The following is a 23,652-nucleotide window of genomic DNA, read 5'->3' as shown; positions in this document are numbered from 1 at the left end:
TTAAATCAAAACGCGACATCACTGCCTCCAAATCGATGGAGACAGTGAATCACAAACCATTCAAACCGAAAACTATTTTATGGGTATGTGACCTAAAGCGCTAGCGGGCTTTGGGTGCGGTGAATACGGGAAGCGGGTAAGTTTCTCCCAGAACAATCCCAGCTTCTCGCAAAACCGGCTCTGGCGCCGCAAATGGTTTGTGGATCCAGCGGTCCGGTAATGCAGCGATCTCTGGGACCCATTTGCGTACATAGACGCCATGTTTATCGAACTTGTCGCCCTGCAAGACCGGATTGAACACACGGTAGTAAGGCGCCGCATCCATGCCGCAGCCCGCCACCCACTGCCAGCTCCCCGGATTACTGGCTATATCGGCGTCCACCAGCGTATCCCAGAACCATTTCTCGCCTTCACGCCAGTCGATCTGCATGTTCTTGCTTAAGACCGATGCGACCAGCATTCTTACGCGATTGTGCATCCAGCCTGTCGCCCAAAGCTGACGCATACCTGCGTCAATCAACGGGATACCAGTTTTGCCCTTCTGCCAGGCATCAATCACCTCTGCATTGTTGTGCCAACGGATATCAGCCAACGTGTTGCGCATATCGTTTTCAGCAATATCAGGACGATAATAAAGCTGATGATAATGGAAATCGCGCCAGATCAGCTCAGAAAGAAATTTTTCACCGCCAGCTTGAGTGCTCTGATCTTGATCCATGAGTGACAGCGTAGCATGCCATGCTTGTCGTGGACTGATTTCGCCAAAACGAAGATGAGGGGACAGTCTTGATGTGCCTTCAAGGTCGGGGCGGTCACGATCCCCGGCATAGTTGCGAATAGTCGCGTCAAAGAAATGATAGAGTAGGTCAGTGGCAGCCGCTTCGCCTGTGTTCCAAAGACCGCGCATCTTTCTTGACCAGATGGCCTCTTTGTAAGCTTCCCGCTTGGGCTTGTGTTTGACGGTCGACTTCTCGACCCTCCGGTCTGGCGAGGGTAGTGGTCTACTCACGCCATGCTGGCGCAGTGATTTGGCATAGGGTGTAAAAACTTGATAGGAACCACCGTTACCGGTTTTAATCTCCCATGGTTCCGCCAGCAGATTGCCTGCAAAAGACTCCACGTGCAGTCCCTTGTCCCTTAGAACGGATTTGATGAGAGCATCGACTTCCCGCTCCTGAGGCGCATAACGACGGTTCCAGAAAACGGCATCAAAGCCGTTTTCCTCAATTAATTGTTCAATGATACTGAGTGCTTCGCCATCAGCAACAATCAATTCGATATTTCGTTCATTGAGGCTTTTCTCGAGCAAATTTAGGCTCTGGTCCAGCCACCAACGAACGGCACCGCCAGGGACACGCAATTGCGGATTGGTCTCATGCACAAAAAGGGCCGTGATCGTACCCCCCAGCTTAGACGCGGCATGAAGGGCAGGATTGTCAGCAAGGCGCAGATCGTTGCGCAACCAGACAAGCGCTTTCGCGGTCATTCAATCATCCTTGGTTAGAGGGTTGCAGGACGCACTTTTCGACGTAAAAATGGCACCATATTCATGTTGAGCCCCTTGATCTTCCGGAGCTTTTTCGTGGGCCTGGGAAAAACGCATTGACCCGGCTTTGCAGGGCACGGAATTTTTTACCGCGCGATTTCAGCATATGTTCTTCAAGCGGTGGGATGCCGGAGACATGCACCAGCAGCCAGTACATCTGGATCGGGGCGATCAGTGACAGCCAGCTCCATGGCGATGCGGTGATCGCCATCAGCGGCCACGCACACCAGAACAGCCATTCAAAGAAATAGTTTGGATGTCGGGAATAGGCCCAAAGGCCGGTTTCGCAAACTTCAGTTTTGGCTTCTGGCGTTTTGCGAAACTGCGCGAGCTGCGCGTCTGACAGGGCTTCACCAATCAGTGCTATGGCGATGATTACTACCCCGATTATATCCCATAAAGATGGAAAAGTGGGGCGGCTAACAGCAGCGAGATAGACCGCCAGAACCAGCATGAAGGCTGCGAGAGCCTGTATCTGCAAAAACCAGAAAAGGCGGGAAGAAGCATTTTCTCCCCATTCTATTATCAGCTTTGCATAACGTGGGTCTTCACCATGGCCCATGCTTCGCTGCGCTATGTGTAAGCCAAGGCGAAGCGACCACGCCAGAATGAGGATCAGTATCGCTGAACGCCGCTGCCATGTCGCATCTGCAAGCATGACGGCTATGACTGAGCCCGCCCCCACCGAAAACGACCAGATGGCATCGATCCAGCCACTTTTGCCGGTCTTTCGTTCAAGCACCCAGGCAAATGCCATGATGGCGGACAGGCTGACGGCAACAATTGAAAGCAGACCAGATTGCATGGCGGACCTTTGGCGGAGCGTTCGCTTCTTCCTGATCCAATACGTTCTATTCGACGGGTTGGTTTCGTAAGCGGTTCAAAAAAATAAAAAAGTTTATTAGCCGATTGAACCAAACTTCTTCTCACAACGTAAAACGATGAAAATGCAGCACAGATGCGGCGCAAGCACGCGGTGAAGAGAGGGACTATGGATATCACGAACCGTCCGGGCAGCTCTAAACGTCTCAGGGTCGCGATTATCGGCAGCGGGATTTCCGGATTGTCTGCTGCGTGGCTGCTGTCGCAACGCCATGATGTGACTATGTTTGAAGCATCGGACCGCATCGGTGGCCATAGCAACACCGTCGAATTTCAAAGCAGCCATGGTCCCGTGGCAGTCGATACCGGGTTTATTGTCTATAATGAAGTTACCTATCCCAATCTGAATGCCCTGTTTCGCGCGCTTGAAGTTCCAACCGCCGTGTCAAACATGTCGTTTGCTGTTTCAGTCGGAAATGGCTCATATGAATATTCCGGCGGAAACGGGCTTGGCCTTTTTGCCCAGCGCTTCAATCTGGTGAGCCCACGCTTCTGGTCGATGATCCGCGATCTTTTGCGATTTTATCGCAATGCGCCCAAAGATTTGAGCATCATGGGTGGCATTTCGCTTGATGATTATCTTACACGCAATGGTTATGGCCGGGCCTTCCGCGAAGATCATCTTTATCCGATGGCTGCAGCAATCTGGTCCACCCCTGCCATGGAAGTGGGACGATATCCGGCAGCAAGCTTCGTTCGCTTCTGCTGCAATCACAGTCTTCTCGCTCTTCGGAACAGGCCGATCTGGCGCACGGTATCCGGCGGCAGCCGGGAATATGTAAAGCGTATCACCAAGCCCTATGCAGACCGGATTAGGCTTTCGACGCCGATTAAATCCGTTAAGCGCTCCGAAGACTCTGTCGAGTTGATTGACGGAAGCGGCATTTCCCATGTTTTCGATGACGTTGTGATTGCGACGCATGCCGATCAGGCCTTGCGGATGCTGGCCGATCCGAGCGTGGATGAAAGGCGCATTCTCGGCGCATTTCAATATTCGCGTAATGAAGCGGTGTTGCATAGCGATGTGTCGCTGATGCCCAAACGAAGGGCGGCGTGGTCGAGCTGGAATTACCTCACCAACGCAGACACTGGCCCGGCGCAGCCATCCATCACTTACTGGATGAACCGCCTGCAACCGCTGGGCCAAGCGCCCGAGACTTTTGTGACGCTCAATCCATGTCGTGCGCCGCGCGAGGAACTGGTGATCCGTCGAGAGATCTATGAACACCCGATTTTCGATATGACAACGGATCGTGCACAGAAAGAAATCTGGACATTGCAGGGGCAACACCGAACATGGTTTTGCGGCGCGCATTTCGGCTCCGGCTTTCATGAGGACGGGCTTCAGGCCGGACTTGCCGTGGCAGAAGATCTGGGCGGTTTGCGCCGCCCCTGGCAGGTCGATCAGGAAAGCGCGCGTATCGTTCGCCAGCCTTTGCCGATACGGGAAAGGGCGCTGGCATGACCGAAAACTTCCAATCGGCACTGTTTCCCGGCCATGTGACCCATGCGCGTTTGCGGCCTAGGGTTCACAAGTTGGCCTATAAAATCTACTCGCTCCTGCTTGATCTCGACGAGCTGGAAGCGCTTGATCGCAAGTTGAAGCTGTTTTCACTCGATCGTTTCAATCTGTTTTCTTTCTACAGGAAAGACAGAGGCGATGGATCGGCCGTTCCGCTACGCGAGCAGGTGGAACGCGCCATGGAGGCAGCCGGAATAGTACCTGATGGCGGTGCGATCCGCCTACTCACAATGCCGCGTATTGTGGGCTGGGCTTTCAATCCATTGAGCGTTTTCTTCTGCTACAATCGTGGCGGCGAACTCGTGGCGATCCTTTGGGAGGTTGATAACACTTTCCGCCAGCGCCACGGTTACATGATCCCGGTCGAGAACTGCGATAACGGGCGGATCATACAAAGCTGCGGTAAGGCTTTTTACGTTTCGCCTTTCATGGATATGACGTTGCGATATGAGTTTGAAGTCACGCCCCCCGCAGACAGGCTCTCCATCCGCATCAACAGTTCTGACGATGAAGGCCTGCTTTTGACGGCTCGCCATCTGGCGCACCGGGTTGAACTGAGCGACGCCGCCTTACTGCGCGCCTTTGTTGCAATTCCGTTTCTCACCCTGAAAGTGGTGGGCGGCATTCACTGGGAAGCGCTGAGAATCTGGTTGAAGGGCGTTGGAATCCGCAAGCGACCGGCGGCGCCCGAAGTCTCCATCACATCTGTTCGCAACGAGACCGTCCAGCAGAGGAACAAGGCCGCATGAGCCAGCTCGACGAGTATCATCGACTATCGGCATCAAGCCGGATCGAACGACCGGCTTTCAGTCCGTCCGCTATCATGTTGAAGCGACTGCTGAAGCAGGTTCGACATGGGCGGTTGGTGCTTTCGCTACCCGGCGGTGAGGTCATTGCCGTTAATGGCCCGTCGCCCGGACCGGAAGCCAGGATCGCGATTGTTAAATGGAACAGCCTGCGTCGCTTGTTGACGGGCGGCGATATCGGCTTTGCGCAGGCCTATATCGAAGGCGAATGGACATCGCCTGATCTAACCTCGGTCATCCGCTTTGCGGCGCGCAATCGCGACACGCTGATATCCACATTGCGTGGATCTGGTTGGATGCGGACGCTTTACCGTATCGGCCATCTACTCAATGCAAATACGCGTCGCGGCAGCCGGCGCAACATCGAAGCCCATTATGATCTCGGTAATGATTTCTATGCCCGTTGGCTCGACCCTTCGATGCTTTATTCATCTGCGATCTGGAATGAGACGACGCTTAGCCTTGAACGTGCGCAGGAGCTGAAGTTGCAGTGTATTGCTGAAAAACTGGCGCTTGAGGGCGGCGAAAAAATTCTTGAAATCGGGTGCGGTTGGGGTGCGTTGGCGCGCTATCTTGCAGACTATCGCGATGCGCATGTAACAGGAATAACCCTGTCGCCATCGCAGCTCACCTGGGCAAAAGCCGTAATTGAAAACGTGGGGCTGAGCGATGCCGTTGATCTTCGCTTGCAGGACTACCGCGATGTTCAGGGCCAGTTCGACCGCATTGTATCAATTGAAATGTTTGAGGCTGTCGGCGAGGCCTATTGGCCGGAATATTTCGCAACTCTGAAGCGTTGTCTGAAGCCCGGCGGCAGAGCCGTCTTGCAGGTCATTTCAATAGAAGAAACGCGCTACGAAAGTTATCGCCGCAAGGCAGATTTCATCCAGAAATTCATCTTTCCGGGCGGCTTTCTGCCGTCAGATAAAGTTCTTGAGCGCGACCTTGCGAAGGCCGGTCTGGTTTTAAAGGAGACCGAGCATTTCGGCCATTCCTATGCTCTTACGCTTGCCGAATGGCGTCAGCGCTTTATCGCCAACTGGCCTGAAATCGAAAAGCTGGGCTTTGACGATCAATTCCGGCGGCTGTGGGAATACTACCTTTGCTATTGCGAAGGTGGGTTTGAGGAAGGCGCGATCAATGTTGGGCTCTATACGATTGAACATGCTTAAGCTCCACACCTACTAACGGAGGAAGCGTCGATGAAATGGATACTGACGATCGGCATAATGACGGTGTCGTTTCCCTTCGCGGCGCAGGCATCTGAGATCAATGGCAACTGGGCGCGCGGGGATGGAAATGCGCGGGTGAAAATTGCTGAATGCGGCAAGGATATCTGCGCCACCAACACCTGGATCAAGCCCGGAACACCAAAAGAGAAAACCGGCGATCGGCTGGTGATGAGCATCAAAGAAACTGCGAACGGGCAATACTCAGGCACAGCTTTCGATCCGCAACGTAACCTCACCTACAAGATCAGTGTGAAAGTTAACGGCGATACGATGACGAGCAATGGCTGCGTTCTGGCTGGCCTCCTGTGTCGCAATGTCGGCTGGACCCGTATCAAGTAAGAGAGGGAGCTATCGATGAAAGATTATCTCATAGCCTATGTGGTGACAGCGGTGGCATTTCTGGCAATCGACTCCGTGTGGCTATCCAACATGGCGAACGTGTTTTACCGTCCTGTCATGGGCGACATGCTTGCGCCGGGCTTTCGTCTCGCGCCAGCTGTCGCTTTCTATGTGATCTTTGTGTTCGGACTGGTTTTCTTCGCGGTGAGGCCCGGACACATTGTTGGTAGTGGTACAGTCACGCTCGTTCACGGTGCGCTTCTCGGATTCGTCGCTTATGCGACTTATGATCTGACCAATCAGGCCACTTTGAAAAACTGGTCATGGACCCTGACAATCGCAGACGTGGTCTGGGGCACTGTCCTCTCTGCCGCGTCGGCCTATATTGGCTATTGGATCACGTCGCGGGTTAGCGGATAGACTGGAGTAAGCATATGCAAAAATTGGGTCTTCTGGCCGTCTTTGCCTTCGTCATCATTGTAGTCGGAATGGCAATCGGCATTGGCTTCCCGCCGGGCGAATGGTATGCAGCGCTTCAAAAGCCATGGTTTACCCCGCCAAACGCAGCCTTTGGTCCCATCTGGACGATACTCTATATCTTCATTGCCATCGCGGGCTGGCGCACATGGATAAGTGATAGTGGGTGGCAGCGGCGCGGACCGTGGTTTGGCCAGATGGTATTGAACTTCATCTGGACGCCTATTTTCTTTGGCGCTCATTTGACTGTGTTGGGACTTGTCGTAATCATCGGCGTCTGGCTTTGCGTGCTTCTGTTTATCATTCGCGCATGGAGACCAGATCGCATCTCGGCGATGTTATTCGCGCCCTATCTCATATGGCTATCGCTAGCGACAGCGTTGAACGCAGCAATCGTCGTGTTGAACTAACAAAAAGGCGGCATATTTGCCGCCTTTTCTTTAGATGCCGATCAATGGCTGCACGAGCCGCATAAGCCAGCTCTGGAACTTGAGCGGCGCGTCAGTCACCGCAAGACAGATGCAATCGCCATCCGGTGAGGCAACCGGCTGATGCACTAGATCAGCATCCGCTTCCTCAATATCACCGCGCGCAAAGAGCCCGGTTCCATCATTGAAACTGCCGCTCAACACCAATGTCAATTCGCGCCCGCCGTGCCCATGCTCGGGCACTGGTTTCCCCGCAGGAATTCGCAAAAGTCGAACCTGCGTTTCGCTATCGCCGGTCTCGATTGGCACCTGATAGGCGCCCCGGCCAAGCGATTTCCATTTCAGGTCGGGTAAATCACCGCCGACATAGGATCGCAGCGGTTCCGGTATCACGGCAGGCTGCCTTGTCTCGGTGCGTGGAGCCGAATATTCCGTTGATTGCGGTGTCTTCTGCAACCTGTCTTTGAAACTATCCCATGTGGATGCTTCGAGTTTCTGCGGCTCAACCGCGTCAAGAAGCTGCCCGCCAATCTGTTCAAATTGTTTGAGCCTTGAACGGCAGGCCGGGCAGAGCGCAAGATGGGTGGCGACTGCGATGCTCCAACCCTCGGCCAACATGCCTGCAGCATAGCTTGAAAGGAGTTCGTCGCTCAGATGATGCTTGATATCCATCAGTGCGCTCCCGAATTATCGAGCGCTGCGCGCAATTTGTTGAATGCCAGCCGCAGGCGGGATTTAACCGTACCAAGCGGGAGGTTCAGCTTCTTTGCGATGGCGCTATGCGTGCTTTCCTCGAAATAAGCGAGTTCAAGCAAGGTGGATTGCTCCTTCGGCAAGTCAGCCATTGCCGCGCGCAACTGGCTGGCGGATTGCCGCTCGGCAATCCTCAAGTCAGCGGGCTGTTCCTCATCGGGCACAAAGGCCGGATCGGTTGGGTCGAACTCCGGGCGCCGGGCGCGTCGCACTGCATCGATGCGCTGGTTTCGTGCTATGGTGAAAATCCAGGTGGACAAGGCTCCTTTGGCAACATCGAACTGATCAGCCTTGTTCCAGACCGCAATCATAGTCTCTTGCATTAATTCTTCCGCTGTTTGCGTATCAGCAGACAGTTTGGCCATATAAGCCTTCACCCGGGGTGCGAAATGCTTGAAAATCACCTCGAAAGCGTCCACGTCGCGTCGGGAACTGACCGCCAGCATCAATTCCTCCATTGAGGGCTGATCTTCAGGTGCGGTCTGTCCATTCATCCGTATTAAACCCCATCCGCTCAGATGTAGCGAAGCCAGAACCTGTAAATTATGCTGAGCTTTCATGTGCCACTGTTGCGAGAGGAACGAAACTTTTGTGTTCATCAGCATTATACGCAAACAGATTTAGTCTGGATCACATGAGATTTCAAATAGCTCGCATCATCGGCGGCGGCCCTCTAAAGCTCTGCTTTCTAGCAATAATTCATGCATCGCCTGAGTGCGCGAATAGCAGCTCAACATGCTCCAGTGTTGCTCGCGATCTCAGGAGTCACCAAATGCTCTCTCGTAATTGATCTCAAACGTACGAAAGCTGTAAATCGCAGCCTCTGTGCACCGCTCTTCGTCCCTTTTATTGAATGGCATGGATTCAAGCAAAGAAACAGTCTTCTTCCAACCGGTCCGGTTTCCGACCTGCTTTGCCAGATGCCGCGCACCATACTCGGCGTCAAGACCGAGCAATCCCGCCTTCTGAATGAGGAATGTTGCGCCCAAGGCGGAACCTTGAAGCACATATAGCGTACCAATCGCTGAAGGCAGATCAACAGGCGCCCCTCCATCGAATTGTAACTTCGGCTTCTTCAGTTCTTCGCCGTCCGACAGGTCCGCATAATCCATTTGAAGTTCAGATTGAATTTTATGATTGTCCCAATCTGAGAACACTCGTCTCAGGTCACTGACATCCAGCAGCGTTTCCAGAGCCAATCTGCTGCGCCAGGTGGCTTCCAGATATTTGCTGTAGGCGTCCAGCGAATTGAACATGCCATATAACGAACCAAGCCTGTCAATCCGTTCGTGATAGGGTGCGGTAGCCGCCTTCAGATCCCAACGACGGTGCAGGACGGTGCGTTGATTCATTGGCAAAACTTTCTATTGTTTGATACACGAGCCAAGACTACGTACTATCGTTATGAATAGATTCCGTGCATTACAGTGTCGTAATGCTCTTCGATTTCCTGTGTGCACTTGCACGATTTGCGCTTCAAAGCGCTCTTGTCTTTGATGATGAATAGCCCGCGCCTGGTCGCAATAATATCCTCATTGCGCAGTTGACCGACAATGCGGGTTACAAATGTCCGGCCCACTCCAAGCATTTCCGACAACTGATCGTGCGTCATTTCAAACTGATCTGTGCCAGTTCGTTCTGCCGCTGATAGCAGCCATTTGGCCGTTCGCTGTGTGATCGTATGTGTCGCGTTACACGCGGCTGTTTGAAATACCTGTGCCATCAGGCAATCGGAATAACGCGCAAACCAGTGCCGAAGCGAAATGGAATCCAGCTTCAACTGTTCGAGCGCAGCCGTTTTGATCCTGACAAAGCTTCCGGAGTTGCGAACCATGGCGGTGGCGTAGGCGGGTAAACTCCCGTTCGACACAATACCTCCCACGGCCCCTTCCCTTCCGATCAGCGCAATTTCGACGGCGCTGTTGTCTTCGTCGACCCAGCGCTGAAAACTCGCCAGCGCAGAGCCGCACGGAAACCAGGTGTGAATAACATCGTCTCCGGCCTTCTGCAACACAGCCTCCGCCTCAAGTTCGTAGAAGACCGTATGTGGCAGCAGTTTTTGTCGATCTTCCTCGTTGAGCATCATCAAAAGCAAATTGCCCGACATCTCTTGCGTCGATGTTAAGTTCATACCGTCGATTTCCTCTTTTCGCGGGCGTTGTGTCCAATAGTGGACGGACGATCCTTCCGGTCTATGTTACTTTTAGACGCAAATAACGTAACCCATTGAAAAGACGGGTTTGTTTGCGTGCTTTATCGTTGATATCACAATCTCAACAGATATTTTCGTTTGTCAGCGGTCGCTTCGTCTTGCCGTTTTCAGCTCTCAGATAGTTTGGCAATCCTGCAGAAGGTGCGCTCACGAACGGTTAAGTCCGGGAAAGTTCTGCCGCAATGAATGTGCCCGAACCTGTCAATCTCACCAATTGTGACCGCGAACCAATCCACATCCCAGGTTCAATCCAACCGCACGGCGCTATGCTTGTTATGGACCCGTCTGGCCAGAAACTCCTTTTTGCTTCAGCTAATATTCCATGCATAACGGGCTATGGAGGGGATTTGATCCCTGGTACCGCCATTTCTTTGATTGTTGGCGAGAAAAATGCTCATGATTTCCGCAACGCAGCTGCCAAGGCAAGAGAGCCGGGCTTGTCATCCGTAATACTTGGGCTGCGCTTTCCCGGCAAATCCTTGCTCTATGATGCTGTAGTCCACACCCACCTGGAAAGGACTTTCGTTGAAATAGAGCCCTGCGCAGATCGGGGACAAAGTGCTCGTGAGGCACTTGATCTCACGCGTAGCCTCATTCATCGCATTGGTCGCGAGGAAACTGTTGAGAGGGTCGCTAAGACGGGCGTGCGCCTTGTCAGAGCCATGCTGGGTTACGATCGAGTGATGATTTATCAGTTTCTCCACAATGGAGCAGGTCGCGTCATCGCGGAGGCGAAGTCGCCCACGCTTGGCAGCTTCATGGGACAGCATTTTCCTGCATCGGATATCCCCCTGCAGGCCCGACACCTTTATCTTGTTAATACAATCAGAATGATCTCCGACACATCCTATCAATCCATTGCACTTTGTCCTTCACTTGAGTCAGACGAACCTGCTATCGACATGTCCTTTGCGCAGTTGCGCAGTGTTTCCCCGATTCATTGCCAATACCTGCAGAATATGGGCGTCTCCGCATCTCTGTCGATTTCGATTGTCGTTGATGATGAACTATGGGGTTTGATTGCCTGTCATCACGACAGCCCGAAAGTCGCCCCTCTTCCCCTGCGCATAGGAGCTGAACTGTTCGGGCAATATTTTTCACTACATATTGCCGATTGTGAGAGACGCACAACATTGCAGGTCACCGCTGATGCGCGAACCAAGCTCGACGCTATTGTATCGCAACTGAGTATCAGTGACGAAATTCGCGATAGTCTGGGGAAACAACTCAGCCGGCTTTCCGAACTGGTCGCCGGCAATGGAGCTGCATTGTGGATGAACGGGCAGTGGCTGCAAAGTGGCGATACACTCGACGAACATCAAACGCGCCAATTGCTCAAAGTCGCAGGCCGTGACTCTCCCCGTGAGCTTTGGGCAAGCCAGGAAATTAGGGGGCACCTGACCGACTATACAGGAAGCGTTGCAGGCATGCTCGCAATTCCACTTTCCATGGCGTTCAGTGATTATCTTGTTCTGTTCCGTAACGAAGAGGCCCATGCTATCGAATGGGCGGGCGAACCGGTGAAGACGACTGCCGAAACACCTTTCGGTGCCCGATTAACACCCAGAGGTAGCTTCGACACCTGGCGGGAAGAAGTTCGCGGGCGTTCAACGCCCTGGACCGCTAGCGACCTATCCGTAGCGCAGTCAATTGGCACTTATTTACGCGACGTCATCCTTCGGCAAAATGAATTGTCTGAACAGGAAAGAGCGAAGACCGAACAGCGACGCCGGGTGTTGAACGCCGAACTCAATCATCGCGTTAAGAACATTCTGTCTCTGGTGAAGTCAATTGCGCTTCAGACAGGAGCTAACGCTGCAAATATTGCCGACTACGCTCAAACGCTTGAGGGGCGATTGCGCGCACTTGCATCAGCACATGACCAATCTTTGGACGGCAAAGACGGCGGTTCGCTAGCAGGTTTGCTCGAAACCGAGGTCAATCTCTATAGTGACACACCCGGTCGCATAACTCTGGAAGGTCCGCCGGTTCATCTCGATCAAAGAGCATTTAGTGTTATCGCCATGGTCTTTCACGAGATGATGACAAATGCTGCGAAGTATGGCGCGCTTTCGGTTCCAGAGGGACGCCTGAAAATCAGGTGGAAACTGGAAGCCTCCGGTGATTGCGAAATGTTCTGGAATGAGACCAACGGACCATCCGTAACCTGGCCGTCACGAACAGGGTTCGGTAGCAAGCTGATTAAAAATTCTCTCGAGTACGACCTCCGAGGGAAAACCAGAATCGAATACCATCGGGATGGGCTTCAGGCACAGTTTTCTGTTCCATCTGTGTATGTGACACAATCATACGATGGGTTGATAACGCCAGACATTCAAATAGAGGCTGTCGGGAAAACCCACATAGATGGAATGAAGATTTTGGTTGTTGAAGACCAGAGCCTGATCGCCCTTGATATGGAAAACACCTTACGAAAATTGGGCGCCGAACATATTAATCTTGCCTCCAATGCGCCAGAGGCACTTGAGATGATTGAAATATCCAAACCCAATCTAGCGATTCTCGATTTCAACCTTGGAGACAACACTTCGGAGAATATCGCAGAATTGCTTCTAAAGCTGAAAATCCCTTTTCTTTTTACGACAGGCTATAGCGACAGGACGCTCATCCCCGAGAAGCTTCGCGACATAACCATAGTGCGTAAGCCCATAAGCGATTCTGCAATCGCAGCGGCCATCAACTCCGTTCTCGGCTAGAGGTATTCCACCGGTTTGATGAGGTCGAGAGAGTTGGAAGGTGGTTATCGCTGACTGCCTGTCCAGCGACTAAATTGCCGGTCAATTTCATCAACCTGCGATAACGGCAAGTCCTTTGCAAGACCGCACAATGTGACGCTGCTTCGAGTTCGCCGCCCAACGTTGATACTCCAAAAGTCAGACAACTTGGGCCGACACCGCTGCACCATTGTCGGAAAAAATGTGCATGTCCTTCGTCGAAGCTGTAAATGATGACCTATCGGATAACCTGAAATCCGCTTCTTCAGGCGTCTTGATCAAATATTTGGTGTCGGAACCGGCCATATCGATATAAAGGATCTGCGCCTCGCCCAGATGTTCTACAAGATCTACGGTTCCCGAAAAGACAGGTCCGTCAGTTTGCCCGCGGGCAATCCTGGTATTCTCGGGTCGAATTCCAACGCTAATTCTATCATTGAGCGCGAAAGTTCCATCACTAGCTTCAATGGCGAGTTTCGTTCCACAGTCGAGATGACAGGTATAAATGCGCCCCGAGGCTTCGGATATGGTGCCCGCGAGTATGTTCATGGCTGGGGACCCAATAAACTGGGCAACGAAAAGATTGGCTGGCTTTTTGTAGAGCTCCACTGGCGTTCCAATCTGCTCGATATTACCATCTTTGAACACAACGATCCGATCCGCCAACGTCATCGCTTCCACTTGATCGTGTGTCACATAGATCATCGTAACATCGGGCATGCTTAGCTTGAGTTTTGCGAGCTCGATGCGTGTGGCCACCCGCAGGGCTGCATCAAGATTGGACAAGGGTTCGTCAAACAGGAAAACACGCGGGTTTCTAACAATTGCACGTCCAATCGCAACACGTTGTCTCTGTCCACCCGAAAGAGCCTTTGGCAAGCGTTGTAGATAGGCAGTAAGCTGGAGAATTTCGCCCGCTTTCTTGACCCGTTTGTCTATCTCTGCCTTTGCCACACCGGCGATACGCAGACCGAAAGCCATATTCTCATAAACTGTCATATGAGGATAAAGCGCATATGACTGGAAGACCATTGAAATACCCCGTTTCGACGGAGCGACATTGTTCATCCGCTCCCCAGCGATGACGAGATCACCCGACGTTATCGTCTCAAGGCCTGCAATTGACCGCAACAGAGTTGACTTTCCACAACCGGATGGCCCGACGAAAACAATGAATTCACCCGATGTGATATCAAGGTCAATGCCATGGAGTACTTCCAGATTGGCGTAGGATTTACGTATGTTCTTCAGCGACAGGTCGGACATCGTTCCCGTTCCTTATATTCCTATTTCGCGTGGGTGGCTTTTCTCACGGAGCCAGACTTGCCAGAAACCTTGTTATGGGGCCCGGGGCACGGTTGAGGATTTCGGTGTCGTTCTTTCTTCGAATAGCCCTGCGGACGATTTTAGCGCCCAGATAACGCACAGGTTCGGGCGGAAGCTTGGTGCGATTTTTGATCCCCACCAAACTACAACTACTCCATTTATCCACGTGTCCGAGGATCAGGCTTGCAAGGATCCGACCTGCGACAGGTGTCTGTGCAATGCCGGTCCCATTAAAACCCAGAGCATAGAAAATATTCGGATGATGCCTTAGATGATCGAACACCGGCAGATGCTGCGCCGTACAGTCGATAGGACCGCTCCAGTCATGCAGGATGGGCACGTCCTTTAGCTGTGGATATACGCGGTGCAGTTCACGTATGTTGTCTGCACCCCCATCGCCGCTGCGATTAAAACGCGCGTCGATCCGATCATCATAGGCAATTCCACCTGTTCCCCGTCCGAATACGACCTGATCCGATGTCGTACGCTGATAATAGAGCACGTGATGCTGTGCATCGCAGATCGAAGCACCATCAGTCCATCCGATACGCTTGAGTATATCTCCAGCAGGGGCTGTCGCGATGAGCTGACTGCTTACCACATAAAGATAGGGATGAAGTTCTGGGATTGCAGAAGCCCAGGCATTAACTGTTAAAGCGACTTTGGTGGCAGTCAAAGTCCCGTCCGGTGTTTTAAGTTCGGGCCGCTCACCTGGAACGATCTCCAAAACAGGGCTTTTTTCATGAATAACAATCCCCTTGGAAAGCGCAAGCTTGCGAAGGCCAAGAGCAAGCTTGGCGGGTTGGACAGTCCCTGCCCGCTCTTCGACAATACCGACATATGACGCGCTGGAGCCAGTGCGCCGTTCAATATCGTTCGCATTCAGTGTCCCGAACGGGTTAAACCCTGATTTCTGGCAGATATCCAGTGCATTCGCCCATGCACCTTCCTGTGCGACAGAACTTGCGGTCCACAGCCAGCCATCAAGACGCAGATCCATGTCGATGGTTCCGCAATCTTGCAGCGCTTTCAGCTCATCAATCGCATCCCAGGTTGCCTGACAAAGCATGCGGGCATCTTCGTCACCGACAAGGTCGCGCAGCATATCGATTTCGGCATACCAGCTGTGGACTTGCCCGCCATTACGCCCTGATGCGCCCGAACCGCAAAAATCAGCCTCCAGGATTGTGATACGCGCCTTTGGTTCTTGTTCTCGTATCCGCAGTGCCGTCCAAAGTCCGGCATATCCGCCGCCAACGATTGCAATATCGCATTGCTGCTGCCCCATTAAAGGTGCGGTAACCGGATCGGCGTCAATGCTTTGCAGCCAAAAGGAACGATCCTCTTTCGCCGCGACAACAGGTGGTCTCATTTTGATAGAGCTCATAGTCACACCTTCTGTGCTGTTGCAATCACATCATGGTATTTGTCGAGCAACCATTGTGGGATTGACTGCAAGGGCTGGGGAAAACCGCCCGGATGCGCGCAGGTCTCAGACGCACTGACAGCTGCCTTTTGCAGTGCCTCTTCTTCAGAACAACCGTCGAAGAAAAGCGCCACCAGAAATGAGGCGATAAAGCTATCACCAGCTCCACAAGTGTCGACCACATTCACGGGTACGGAACCTGCGGAATACAATTGGCTTCCATTGTCATAGAATGAACCGCGTTTGCCGCAGGTAATAACAACCTGTTGAGCCCCAGCCCGTTTGAATTGTGTAATCAATGGCTGAACCGGTTCGTCCGGGTCGTCTGGTCCTGATGCAAAGACCAGTGGGACGCCCTCGAGAGCCAGGTCAAAATGCCGGGTGGAGACATCCACACTGAACCTGACACTGTCCTTTACAAGCTGACGCACCAGTTTTTCACTGGAATTGGTCCCGAGATGGGTCCAATCGGATGAGAGCAACGCCTGATATCGCTGCTGGTCTGGAATGTAGTTTTCGCCAACACCCAGAGATTCAAACAGAAAATGTCGTTCACCGTCATTATCGGTCAAAAGCGTGACAGCTGAATTTCCCTGAATAGTTTCAATATCGCTTGGAGCAAGTCCGACATCTTCGATCACACCCAGCATGATCTCTGCTTCCCTGTCGGGTGCCAGTGCACCCATATAACGGGCACCGATCCCAAGTCGTTTCCACTGCACAGCAACATTGAGGGCATTTCCACCAACCGTGACGACCCCCTTGTTCAGATAAGCATCAAGGCAGTTGTCACCCACAGCAACAAGTTTAAGATTCGCGTTCTTCATCGTCATTCCGCAGCATCAAAATGGGGGGAAATCGCATCAAGGCAGCGCCGCCAAACTGCAACCGGATCCAGTGCATATGAGCCGTTGCCAAATGGCTCGAAGGTCAATGTACCCCGGAATGAATGATCGGCGATTTCAGCAAGGTAGCCGTCAAGAGGCAAATTTCCGTCCCCCCACGCCAAATGTCCCGCCGGTGTTCCATCGACGACATGAACATGGGCAAGACGTTTGCCAAATCTCGAAAAATAATCACCAACCTTATCTCCGGCCGCGGCCATGGCAACCAGATCAAGTACCAGGTCGACATTTTTCGCATTCAGATCCTGCCAGAGACGTTCAAGATCGGCGGCATTATTGACGATGTTGCTTTCAGTGCGCTGCAAGGGTTCAAGCAGACATCGAAGCCCCAGATTGGCCGCATGTGTCGCAATTCTCTCCAACGACCGAAGAGAATGGCTCCAGGCGCTTTCGCGACTCTTACACTCAAACCCCGGTCCGGGTGTCAAGAAGAGGTAGCTCGCACCCAGTTCGGCACTTAAATCGGCTGCTCGCAGGAAGCATTCAACACTCTTTGCACGATAAGCCTCATCGCCTGAAGCTATGTTTACCGGATAAAGAACCTGTTCCGGGGTGAAGCAATGCACGCTGATCCCGTTATCATTCAGAATGGACCGGACATCTGAAAGCCGTGTCCGGTCGGAATGAAACAGATCTAGATGGGGAGCTATTCCCCACAGTTCCATACGTTGAAAGCCCATCAGCCGAAGCTTTTCTACAACCCATTGAAAGGGATAGTGCTGGAACGAAAAGTTGGCACCGATCAACTGTTCACGTTGTAACATTTTCCACCACACTATTTGCCGATGCCTTCCGCCAGCCCGCGAATGAAGAAACGCTGTGCGGCGAAAAAGACGATCAGGATCGGAAGAGCCGAAAGTGTCATTGCAGCAAAGACAACGGCGTAATTGGTTCCATGTTTTGCCATGATCGATGTAAGGCCGACGGGCAAGGTCTGCACATCGGCACCGCTGGTGAAGATCATGGCAAAGAGATATTCATTCCAGGCAAAGAGAACGTGCAAGATTACACACGAGACCAGTATCGGCTTGCAAAGAGGTAAGGTCACACGCCAGAAAATCTGACCTTCACTTGCCCCGTCCATGACGGCGGCTTCGTCCAGATCGCGCGGAAGACCGAGCATATAGGCGCGAATAAGAAACGTGGTGAACGGGATGCGAAACGCGGTGTAGAGAATGATAAGCGCCCAATAGGTGTTGTAGAGACCAAGCTTTTGCATGATCCGCACCAGCGGAATGACCGCAACCGTTGGGCTCAACATCAATCCACCAAGCACCAGACCGACAAAGAACGGCTTGCCCGGCAGTTTGGATCGCGTCAGGCCATAAGCAGTCCAGGCGCTCACCAGTACCGTACAGACAGCCGAAACCAGCGTGACGATGATGCTCGTTGCAATATAGTTCCTGATGCCCTGGTTCCACGCCGATATATAGTTGTCGAGCGTGAAGCCTGTTGGCAGCGCAAAGGGCTCACCAAATATCTCGGAGTTAGTCTTGAAACCATTCAGGGCCATCCACACCAGCGGATAGATTACAACGATACCAAGACTAATGAGGAAAGTAACTAGACAGACACGCACAAGCGTCTGCACAAAATCCGTGGGTTGCAGCTCGCGCGACTGATAGGAGGCGTTGCTCATAGTTCCACCCTCCGCTTTCTGGTATACCAGAGCTGTCCAAAGCCGGTCAGCAGCGTGATGATAAAAATCACCGTTGCGATAGCAGCGCCATAACCGAAGTCATTTTCAATAAAGCCCTGTTGATAGAGCCATGTTCCCAGCACCTGACTGCTGTTGTTGGGGCCACCGCCTGTCATAACCATGACTTCGTTGAAGACCTGAAACGCTCCGGTAATCGTAACGATCACCATAAGACCGGTCATTTCGCGTGTCAGCGGAAAGGTTATGTTCCACAGCCGACGCCACATACCCGCACCATCCATCGTCGCCGCATCATAAAGTTCGCGCGGTATCTTCTGGATCGCTATCGCAAATAGAAGGGTTGAATAACCAAAGCCTTGCCACTGGCTCATGGCAATGATCGAGTAGATCGCGGTCTGCTCTTCTCCCAGCCATGCCCGTGACAAGGCGCCAAGTCCAAGATGGTTAAACGCGGAATCCAGCAAGCCGATATCAGGCTGATAGATAAAGTAGAACAGCAGCCCCGTCACCGTGATCGAAATTGCTGATGGTATGAAATAGACAGCGCGCCAGAATCTGCGCCAGGTCTCATGCTGCAAACCTTCAATGATCGCAGCAAGCACGAATGCGCCAAACACCTGGAATACGACCGAAATGACAGCATAAAGCGTGTTGTTTAAGATTGCCGTCCAGATCACCGGATCGTCTTGCAGACGCCGATAATTATCCAGACCGACAAAGGCAGTCTCACCAGTAAAAATATCCTGATTTGTCGTGCTGACGATAAAATTGTCGATGATGGGATAGTAGACAAACCATAAGATCAAAACGAACGCGATCAGAACCCAGCGGAACGACAGCAACTTCGCCAGCAAACCGGACTTGTCGAATGACGACCCGTCCGGCAGGGGGGAGCCGTTTTTGGCCGCCTCCCCTCTATATTCACGCTTCATGACAGTCATCGGCCAATAACATCCTTATCGGGAAGAGGCTGCAGCCTTTTTTACCTTTTCCATGACCTGTTCCGGTGTCATGGATCCACCAATCAGAGCTTGGAGGCCTGAAAGCCAGACAGATGCAACGCGCGGTGGATTAGCCGTATCAAGCCACGGCATCAGATAAGACGAACCCGCGATAACCTTTAGACCTTCAACGACGGACGGGTTCATACTTTCGGCCGAATATCCGCCAACAGTCGCGCTTGGCTGCCCATAAGGCGGGGCTGACAAAACCTTTCCGTTTTCGGGTGAGGTGATAAACTTCATGAAGTCCACAGCCAGCGGAATATTCTTCGACGCTGAATTGATCATGTAACCTTCAGGTGCACCTTCTATTGATTTGACATCACCTTTTGCGTCTTTTGTTGCCGGCAGTTTGAAAAAGCCAAAGTCTTCCTTCTTCAGTGCGCCATCTGCCGTGCTTTGATCAAATTCGATAATTTCTTGGTAGTACATTGCGGATTTGGCGTTGCTAAACTGCTGCAATGCCGAAGCGTAAGATGAGCCGTTTGTACCTGCGCCGTCCGAACAATCGTCGATGAGTTTTTTCAGCTGCGTCAGGCTTTCAACATAGCCTGCATCCGAATATTCGGCCGTCTTCGGGTTGAAATCCTTTTCAAGCGTCGCCTGTGGAACGTTATAGGCCAGCAACTGTCCCGCAAAATGCACGGCCGGCCAGCCTTCCTTGTTCCCGAACGAAATCGGCGTCACACCCGACTTGCGCAGAGCCGCACAGGCACTGATCAGTTCATCGAAACTCTTCGGTTCCGCCACACCGGCCTTGTCAAAAAGGGCTTTGTTATAGCCCATGAACTTTGCGTCTAGATAAAGCGGAATTCCGTATAATTTGCCATTATACTGGAATGCGCTGACGGCGGCATGGGCGAGCTGTTTTCCCCATGGCGTGTCGGGACCAATAATCTTGGTCAGGTCGACAGCACGATTGCCTCGTACAAAGTTTTCGCCCCAGCTCCCAGTCCAGGTGAAGTAAATATCTGGCAGCGAGTTAGACGCAACCAGGGCCTTGGTTTTCCCCTTCACGCTATCGTCGCTTTCTTGAATAAGCTCGACTTTTACGCCCGGGTGAAGCTTCTCATATTCCTTGGCGGCGTTCACGAAATAGGGCGAAAGCTGCTGAAGGCCAAACTTCGTCAAAATGCTCAACGTGCCAGAATATTCGACGGGAGCATCAGGTTCCGCAACCACAGCGTCACTGGCGAGAGCTGCATTCATGTTGCCAGCCAACAATCCAAACATCAGGAGTGAAGCAAGGCTCGTTGTGCTCAAAAACGTTTTGCATTTCATCTCGAAGTTCCTCTCTTTTAGCTATTGTTTCTTTACGTCGCCAGAATGCAGGAACCCGATCCGGTAGAACCGGATCGGGAAAGGCTTTTAGTACTCGACACGTTTGTAATAGCGCCGCGTGGTCAACGGGTGGTCGCGCAGCACTTCCAGATGAGCACTCAAACGTTCCAACATGGTTGCCAGGATGATTGGGGAGATCAGGCTGCGAGTCTTTTGGGAAATGCCCGGGAGGCTGGCTGAAGCAGCGTCCAGAATACGAACCTTATCCGTGTAACGCTTTGCGAAACTCTCGACGCGCTCCGTCAATGGACGGCATGCATCCTCGCCCTTGAATATGAACAGGCTGACGCCTGGTTCAACTAGTTCGAGCGTGCCGTGGAAGAAATCGGACGCATGAACTGGACGGGTGCGGATCCATTGCATTTCTTCAAGAATACACATTCCGTAATAGTGGGCCTCTGGCCACGCAGCACCAGCGCCGGTAAAGATGTGATATTTCTCGTCCTTGATTTCCTGCGCGAGCGCGGCTGCGCCTTCTTCAAATTTTTCCTTCACCGAAACCAGCAGTTCGGGCAGGCGCTTCAACTCGGAGACGGTTTCATCGTATTCTGGAAATTCGCCGCGCTCAGCCAACAGTGCCAGCACGATCAAGAGGGTCTGCAGGTAAAACGATTCCGAAGAAGTGTCGTCTTCTGCAAAATTGGTGAAGTTGTAATCGGCATCAAGGCCCAGCGGTGTATCCTTGTGACCAGTGAGCGATAACGTTTTCACGCCCTTCTTCTTCAAGAATGCCAGTAGCTGCACGCTTTCCTTGGTCGTCCCGGACAGCGATGGAAGGATCACAAGAGCCTTTTCGTCCAACCCGGCGGGCGCCTCTAGAACAACCTGAGCGGAAAATGCCGATGACACCGGGAAAACGGTTGCATTACGGGCAATCTCGATTGCGGGCTGGGTCAAAAACTGCACACCGCCCGTCCCCATGAAGAAAATGCGTTCCAGACCATCATCGAGCAGCCTGCGCATCAGAGAGCGCACATCCTCTGCAATTGCGACCGCGCCGCCCTGTATTTTCACAAAGCGATCTTTATCGAAGTTGAGCATTACTACCTTCCCGTTTGCGCAGTTGAAACCTCGAGAAAAGCCCGAACCGGTTTTGCGCCTGAAACTCGTTGAGACAATGTGAGATCGATCTCACATATATTTAGCACACAAGATTTTTCTTGTGGCAAGTGGGTTTCAGAAATTTTTTTGCAGGCAGAAAATCAAGCTTCGTCGGATCATCGACGGCTGACCGAACCTCGGACTATCAGCTTGGTTTCAAAGCTTATTTTCTCCGGCGGTCTCTTTTTCCCTGCTATTTTTTCAAGCAAAAGTCGGGCAGCAGCACGACCTATTTCCGACACCGGCTGGGCAACGACCGTGATCTGTGGATCGGTAAAAGTCGCCAGATTAAAATCATCAAAACCGATCAGAGAGACATCGTGGGGAATCGATATTCCCATCGATCGGAATGCTAAAAGCGCTCCCTGCGTCATCAAACTGTCGACAGTAAAAAGTGCCGTTGGAGGTTTTTTTTGACTGAACAAGCGGATGGTTGCATCCACGGCATACTCAACCGTCGACTGTGCGACGCAGATCAATTTTTCACTGGGTTCGATGCCATGTGCAAGCAACGCAGCCTTATAGCCGTTGAAACGCTCGCGTGATGTGAAGATGCGTGCATCATCCTGCAAAAGCGCAATATCGCGATGCCCCATTTCGATCAGATATTCAATGGCTTTGCGTGCGCCACCTTCATTGTCGACCACAACACTATCGCACTCGACACCCTGCGCTGCGCGATCGATGAGGACCAGGGGTACGTTTTCGGCTATCAGACGTTGCAGATGTGAACTGTCTTCAGCTGATGTCGGTGCCACGATGAAACCGCGAATGCTCAACGACTGAAGGCTGGCCAGCAGTGATTTTTCCTGATCCAGTTGTTCTTCACTGCTCGCAATGATGAGATTGTGCCCCTCTTCGCGCGCCAGCACTTCGACATCATGGGCAATTTTAGCAAAAAACGGATTTTGTATGTCACCAAGAACGCAGCCGATAATCGGCAACTGCCCGCTGCGCAGAGCCTGGGCCAGTCGATTGCCTCTGTATCCCAGTTTCTCCGCAGCAGCCTGAACCTTCTGGGCCGTTTCATCACCAACATAGCCGTAACTGTTGAGTGCGCGGGCAGCAGTGGCGCGCGATACATTCGCTAACGCAGCCACATCCTTAAGGGTCGCCGATTTCAGAGCCATACCATTTTCACAACTGATGAACCTTGATCGTTGTTATCATTCGCAGGGGCGCAATAGTAGTACTGTTTATCAAATGGTTTGCATGATGATCGATCAAAAAAAATTCGGTGTTGATCTATTGGGTCGTGAGCTGGATTTCGCCTCTAAAATCATTCTAGACCGGACTAATCGTCGGTATTTTCGTAACAACGCTACAGGCTGCTATATCAATGGCAGTCGCGGTTTAGAGCTAACCATTTATACTCCGGAACATGAACGATAGAACCTGGCATCATATAGCGTTTTCAATTCGAACAGGCCATCAAGATGGAGAGGCCACCAGGCATTAACTTCGAACCACCCGTCCTTTCAATCAGAATGTTTACTCTGATGGCGACTGCGCTCGAGTGTTAGTTCGGCAGTGGTCTGGCCGAGCCGTTTTGCCAATTCCCGCATGATCGTGACGGCCATTTCCGGGTAGTCGCTGAGAATTTTCGTGAAGTGTTCCTTGCTGATGCGCAAGGTTTCCAGCGGTGTCGCCGCCCTCACCGTGGCGGTGCGCCCCATATCACAAAGAATACCTATTTCACCGACGATTGAATTCGGCTGGGCTTCGGCAACCTTGATCGGTCCACCGGGTGAATCGACCAGAATATCCGCGCTGCCCAAGAGGATCACATAGGCAGCATCGGATATGTCGCCCTGATGGAACAGTGTCTCTCCGGGCTTAAAGGTCATGCGATCAGAGGTGAAGGCGAGAAGCTTCAGCTTCGACGGCTCTATACCGGCAAAGAACGGCATGCGCCGCAGCATTTCGACCTCATCCTTCAACAACATCGATTTCCCCTTTC

Annotated in this window: 23 protein-coding genes; 7 read left to right on the top strand and 16 right to left on the bottom strand. The window is 52.3% G+C overall.

Annotated features, from left to right (window positions below):
• Positions 1-100 precede the first annotated feature (100 nt).
• Entirely contained in the window at positions 101-1,486 is a 1,386-nt protein-coding gene (locus tag FHW03_RS25005) for a deoxyribodipyrimidine photo-lyase (protein ID WP_182523124.1), read from the bottom strand.
• Positions 1,487-1,547: 61 nt separating this feature from the next.
• Entirely contained in the window at positions 1,548-2,351 is an 804-nt protein-coding gene (locus FHW03_RS25000) for a DUF1295 domain-containing protein (protein WP_182523123.1), read from the bottom strand.
• 186 nt (positions 2,352-2,537) lie between these two features.
• On the opposite strand from FHW03_RS25000, the gene FHW03_RS24995 reads away from it, so the two are divergent.
• The 6 genes from FHW03_RS24995 to FHW03_RS24970 are packed head-to-tail and all read left to right on the top strand — an operon-like array spanning position 2,538 to position 7,214.
• A complete protein-coding gene (locus FHW03_RS24995) occupies positions 2,538-3,893 on the top strand; it encodes an NAD(P)/FAD-dependent oxidoreductase (RefSeq protein WP_182523122.1) in 1,356 nt (451 codons plus the stop codon).
• Positions 3,890-4,699 (top strand): DUF1365 family protein, encoded by an 810-nt coding sequence (locus FHW03_RS24990; protein ID WP_182523121.1) that lies wholly within the window; start codon positions 3,890-3,892, stop codon positions 4,697-4,699. Before FHW03_RS24995 ends, FHW03_RS24990 begins: the two co-directional genes overlap by 4 nt.
• Positions 4,696-5,928 (top strand): cyclopropane-fatty-acyl-phospholipid synthase family protein, encoded by a 1,233-nt coding sequence (locus FHW03_RS24985; RefSeq protein ID WP_182523120.1) that lies wholly within the window; start codon positions 4,696-4,698, stop codon positions 5,926-5,928. The genes FHW03_RS24990 and FHW03_RS24985 overlap by 4 nt, the downstream gene beginning before the upstream one ends.
• A gap of 30 nt (positions 5,929-5,958) precedes the next feature.
• Positions 5,959-6,327 (top strand): DUF2147 domain-containing protein, encoded by a 369-nt coding sequence (locus tag FHW03_RS24980; RefSeq protein WP_182523119.1) that lies wholly within the window; start codon positions 5,959-5,961, stop codon positions 6,325-6,327.
• A 15-nt stretch (positions 6,328-6,342) separates the two neighbouring features.
• Positions 6,343-6,747, top strand: coding sequence for a DUF2177 family protein (locus tag FHW03_RS24975; protein ID WP_182523118.1), 405 nt, complete (start codon positions 6,343-6,345; stop codon positions 6,745-6,747).
• A gap of 14 nt (positions 6,748-6,761) precedes the next feature.
• Positions 6,762-7,214, top strand: coding sequence for a TspO/MBR family protein (locus FHW03_RS24970; protein WP_182523117.1), 453 nt, complete (start codon positions 6,762-6,764; stop codon positions 7,212-7,214).
• A 30-nt stretch (positions 7,215-7,244) separates the two neighbouring features.
• Here FHW03_RS24970 and FHW03_RS24965 read toward each other — a convergent pair whose 3' ends face one another.
• From FHW03_RS24965 to FHW03_RS24950, 4 genes are all read right to left on the bottom strand, one after another.
• A complete protein-coding gene (locus tag FHW03_RS24965) occupies positions 7,245-7,904 on the bottom strand; it encodes a ChrR family anti-sigma-E factor (RefSeq protein WP_182523116.1) in 660 nt (219 codons plus the stop codon).
• Positions 7,904-8,479, bottom strand: coding sequence for a sigma-70 family RNA polymerase sigma factor (locus FHW03_RS24960; protein WP_377515716.1), 576 nt, complete (start codon positions 8,477-8,479; stop codon positions 7,904-7,906). Before FHW03_RS24960 ends, FHW03_RS24965 begins: the two co-directional genes overlap by 1 nt.
• A gap of 264 nt (positions 8,480-8,743) precedes the next feature.
• Entirely contained in the window at positions 8,744-9,337 is a 594-nt protein-coding gene (locus FHW03_RS24955; RefSeq protein WP_182523115.1) for a biliverdin-producing heme oxygenase, read from the bottom strand.
• A gap of 50 nt (positions 9,338-9,387) precedes the next feature.
• On the bottom strand, positions 9,388-10,116 hold the full coding sequence (locus tag FHW03_RS24950; protein ID WP_182523114.1) for a Crp/Fnr family transcriptional regulator: 729 nt from the start codon (positions 10,114-10,116) through the stop codon (positions 9,388-9,390).
• 263 nt (positions 10,117-10,379) lie between these two features.
• On the opposite strand from FHW03_RS24950, the gene FHW03_RS24945 reads away from it, so the two are divergent.
• Positions 10,380-12,914, top strand: a complete 2,535-nt coding sequence (locus tag FHW03_RS24945) for an HWE histidine kinase domain-containing protein (protein WP_182523113.1) — start codon at positions 10,380-10,382, stop codon at positions 12,912-12,914.
• A gap of 177 nt (positions 12,915-13,091) precedes the next feature.
• Here the strand turns inward: FHW03_RS24945 and FHW03_RS24940 are convergent, their stop codons facing one another.
• The 10 genes from FHW03_RS24940 to FHW03_RS24895 form a co-directional block, all read right to left on the bottom strand.
• Positions 13,092-14,198 carry a sn-glycerol-3-phosphate ABC transporter ATP-binding protein UgpC gene (locus tag FHW03_RS24940; RefSeq protein WP_182523112.1) on the bottom strand — a complete coding sequence of 369 codons (1,107 nt, stop codon included), beginning with the start codon at positions 14,196-14,198 and terminating at the stop codon, positions 13,092-13,094.
• 43 nt (positions 14,199-14,241) lie between these two features.
• A complete protein-coding gene (locus FHW03_RS24935; RefSeq protein WP_182523111.1) occupies positions 14,242-15,645 on the bottom strand; it encodes an FAD-binding oxidoreductase in 1,404 nt (467 codons plus the stop codon).
• Between the two features lie 2 nt (positions 15,646-15,647).
• Positions 15,648-16,511, bottom strand: a complete 864-nt coding sequence (locus FHW03_RS24930) for a PfkB family carbohydrate kinase (protein WP_377515713.1) — start codon at positions 16,509-16,511, stop codon at positions 15,648-15,650.
• 2 nt (positions 16,512-16,513) lie between these two features.
• Entirely contained in the window at positions 16,514-17,353 is an 840-nt protein-coding gene (locus FHW03_RS24925) for a TIM barrel protein (protein ID WP_182523109.1), read from the bottom strand.
• Between the two features lie 11 nt (positions 17,354-17,364).
• Entirely contained in the window at positions 17,365-18,228 is an 864-nt protein-coding gene (locus FHW03_RS24920) for a carbohydrate ABC transporter permease (RefSeq protein ID WP_182523108.1), read from the bottom strand.
• Positions 18,225-19,190: a carbohydrate ABC transporter permease gene (locus FHW03_RS24915; RefSeq protein ID WP_182523107.1), complete on the bottom strand. Its 966-nt coding sequence runs from the start codon at positions 19,188-19,190 to the stop codon at positions 18,225-18,227. The genes FHW03_RS24920 and FHW03_RS24915 overlap by 4 nt, the downstream gene beginning before the upstream one ends.
• Before the next feature lie 15 nt (positions 19,191-19,205).
• On the bottom strand, positions 19,206-20,531 hold the full coding sequence (locus tag FHW03_RS24910; protein ID WP_182523106.1) for an extracellular solute-binding protein: 1,326 nt from the start codon (positions 20,529-20,531) through the stop codon (positions 19,206-19,208).
• An 87-nt stretch (positions 20,532-20,618) separates the two neighbouring features.
• Complete coding sequence (locus FHW03_RS24905) at positions 20,619-21,632, bottom strand: SIS domain-containing protein (RefSeq protein WP_182523105.1); 1,014 nt, start codon at positions 21,630-21,632, stop codon at positions 20,619-20,621.
• A gap of 176 nt (positions 21,633-21,808) precedes the next feature.
• Positions 21,809-22,822 (bottom strand): LacI family DNA-binding transcriptional regulator, encoded by a 1,014-nt coding sequence (locus tag FHW03_RS24900; protein WP_182523104.1) that lies wholly within the window; start codon positions 22,820-22,822, stop codon positions 21,809-21,811.
• A gap of 348 nt (positions 22,823-23,170) precedes the next feature.
• Positions 23,171-23,638, bottom strand: a complete 468-nt coding sequence (locus tag FHW03_RS24895) for a cyclic nucleotide-binding domain-containing protein (protein WP_182523103.1) — start codon at positions 23,636-23,638, stop codon at positions 23,171-23,173.
• Positions 23,639-23,652 lie beyond the last annotated feature (14 nt).

This window comes from Ochrobactrum sp. RH2CCR150 (genome assembly GCA_014138095.1).
Classification (GTDB): domain Bacteria; phylum Pseudomonadota; class Alphaproteobacteria; order Rhizobiales; family Rhizobiaceae; genus Brucella; species Brucella gambitense.
The sequence above is the reverse complement of the archived record's forward strand: the minus strand, read 5'-3'. Positions and strand labels throughout refer to the sequence as shown.

Coding starts and splice junctions, on each gene's coding strand:
- FHW03_RS25005 (WP_182523124.1), bottom strand. CDS start 1,486: ATGACCGCGAAAGCGCTTGTCTGGTTGCGCAACGATCTGCGCCTTGCT.
- FHW03_RS25000 (WP_182523123.1), bottom strand. CDS start 2,351: ATGCAATCTGGTCTGCTTTCAATTGTTGCCGTCAGCCTGTCCGCCATC.
- FHW03_RS24995 (WP_182523122.1), top strand. CDS start 2,538: ATGGATATCACGAACCGTCCGGGCAGCTCTAAACGTCTCAGGGTCGCG.
- FHW03_RS24990 (WP_182523121.1), top strand. CDS start 3,890: ATGACCGAAAACTTCCAATCGGCACTGTTTCCCGGCCATGTGACCCAT.
- FHW03_RS24985 (WP_182523120.1), top strand. CDS start 4,696: ATGAGCCAGCTCGACGAGTATCATCGACTATCGGCATCAAGCCGGATC.
- FHW03_RS24980 (WP_182523119.1), top strand. CDS start 5,959: ATGAAATGGATACTGACGATCGGCATAATGACGGTGTCGTTTCCCTTC.
- FHW03_RS24975 (WP_182523118.1), top strand. CDS start 6,343: ATGAAAGATTATCTCATAGCCTATGTGGTGACAGCGGTGGCATTTCTG.
- FHW03_RS24970 (WP_182523117.1), top strand. CDS start 6,762: ATGCAAAAATTGGGTCTTCTGGCCGTCTTTGCCTTCGTCATCATTGTA.
- FHW03_RS24965 (WP_182523116.1), bottom strand. CDS start 7,904: ATGGATATCAAGCATCATCTGAGCGACGAACTCCTTTCAAGCTATGCT.
- FHW03_RS24960 (WP_377515716.1), bottom strand. CDS start 8,479: ATGAATGGACAGACCGCACCTGAAGATCAGCCCTCAATGGAGGAATTG.
- FHW03_RS24955 (WP_182523115.1), bottom strand. CDS start 9,337: ATGAATCAACGCACCGTCCTGCACCGTCGTTGGGATCTGAAGGCGGCT.
- FHW03_RS24950 (WP_182523114.1), bottom strand. CDS start 10,116: ATGAACTTAACATCGACGCAAGAGATGTCGGGCAATTTGCTTTTGATG.
- FHW03_RS24945 (WP_182523113.1), top strand. CDS start 10,380: ATGAATGTGCCCGAACCTGTCAATCTCACCAATTGTGACCGCGAACCA.
- FHW03_RS24940 (WP_182523112.1), bottom strand. CDS start 14,198: ATGTCCGACCTGTCGCTGAAGAACATACGTAAATCCTACGCCAATCTG.
- FHW03_RS24935 (WP_182523111.1), bottom strand. CDS start 15,645: ATGAGCTCTATCAAAATGAGACCACCTGTTGTCGCGGCGAAAGAGGAT.
- FHW03_RS24930 (WP_377515713.1), bottom strand. CDS start 16,511: ATGAAGAACGCGAATCTTAAACTTGTTGCTGTGGGTGACAACTGCCTT.
- FHW03_RS24925 (WP_182523109.1), bottom strand. CDS start 17,353: ATGTTACAACGTGAACAGTTGATCGGTGCCAACTTTTCGTTCCAGCAC.
- FHW03_RS24920 (WP_182523108.1), bottom strand. CDS start 18,228: ATGAGCAACGCCTCCTATCAGTCGCGCGAGCTGCAACCCACGGATTTT.
- FHW03_RS24915 (WP_182523107.1), bottom strand. CDS start 19,190: ATGACTGTCATGAAGCGTGAATATAGAGGGGAGGCGGCCAAAAACGGC.
- FHW03_RS24910 (WP_182523106.1), bottom strand. CDS start 20,531: ATGAAATGCAAAACGTTTTTGAGCACAACGAGCCTTGCTTCACTCCTG.
- FHW03_RS24905 (WP_182523105.1), bottom strand. CDS start 21,632: ATGCTCAACTTCGATAAAGATCGCTTTGTGAAAATACAGGGCGGCGCG.
- FHW03_RS24900 (WP_182523104.1), bottom strand. CDS start 22,822: ATGGCTCTGAAATCGGCGACCCTTAAGGATGTGGCTGCGTTAGCGAAT.
- FHW03_RS24895 (WP_182523103.1), bottom strand. CDS start 23,638: ATGTTGTTGAAGGATGAGGTCGAAATGCTGCGGCGCATGCCGTTCTTT.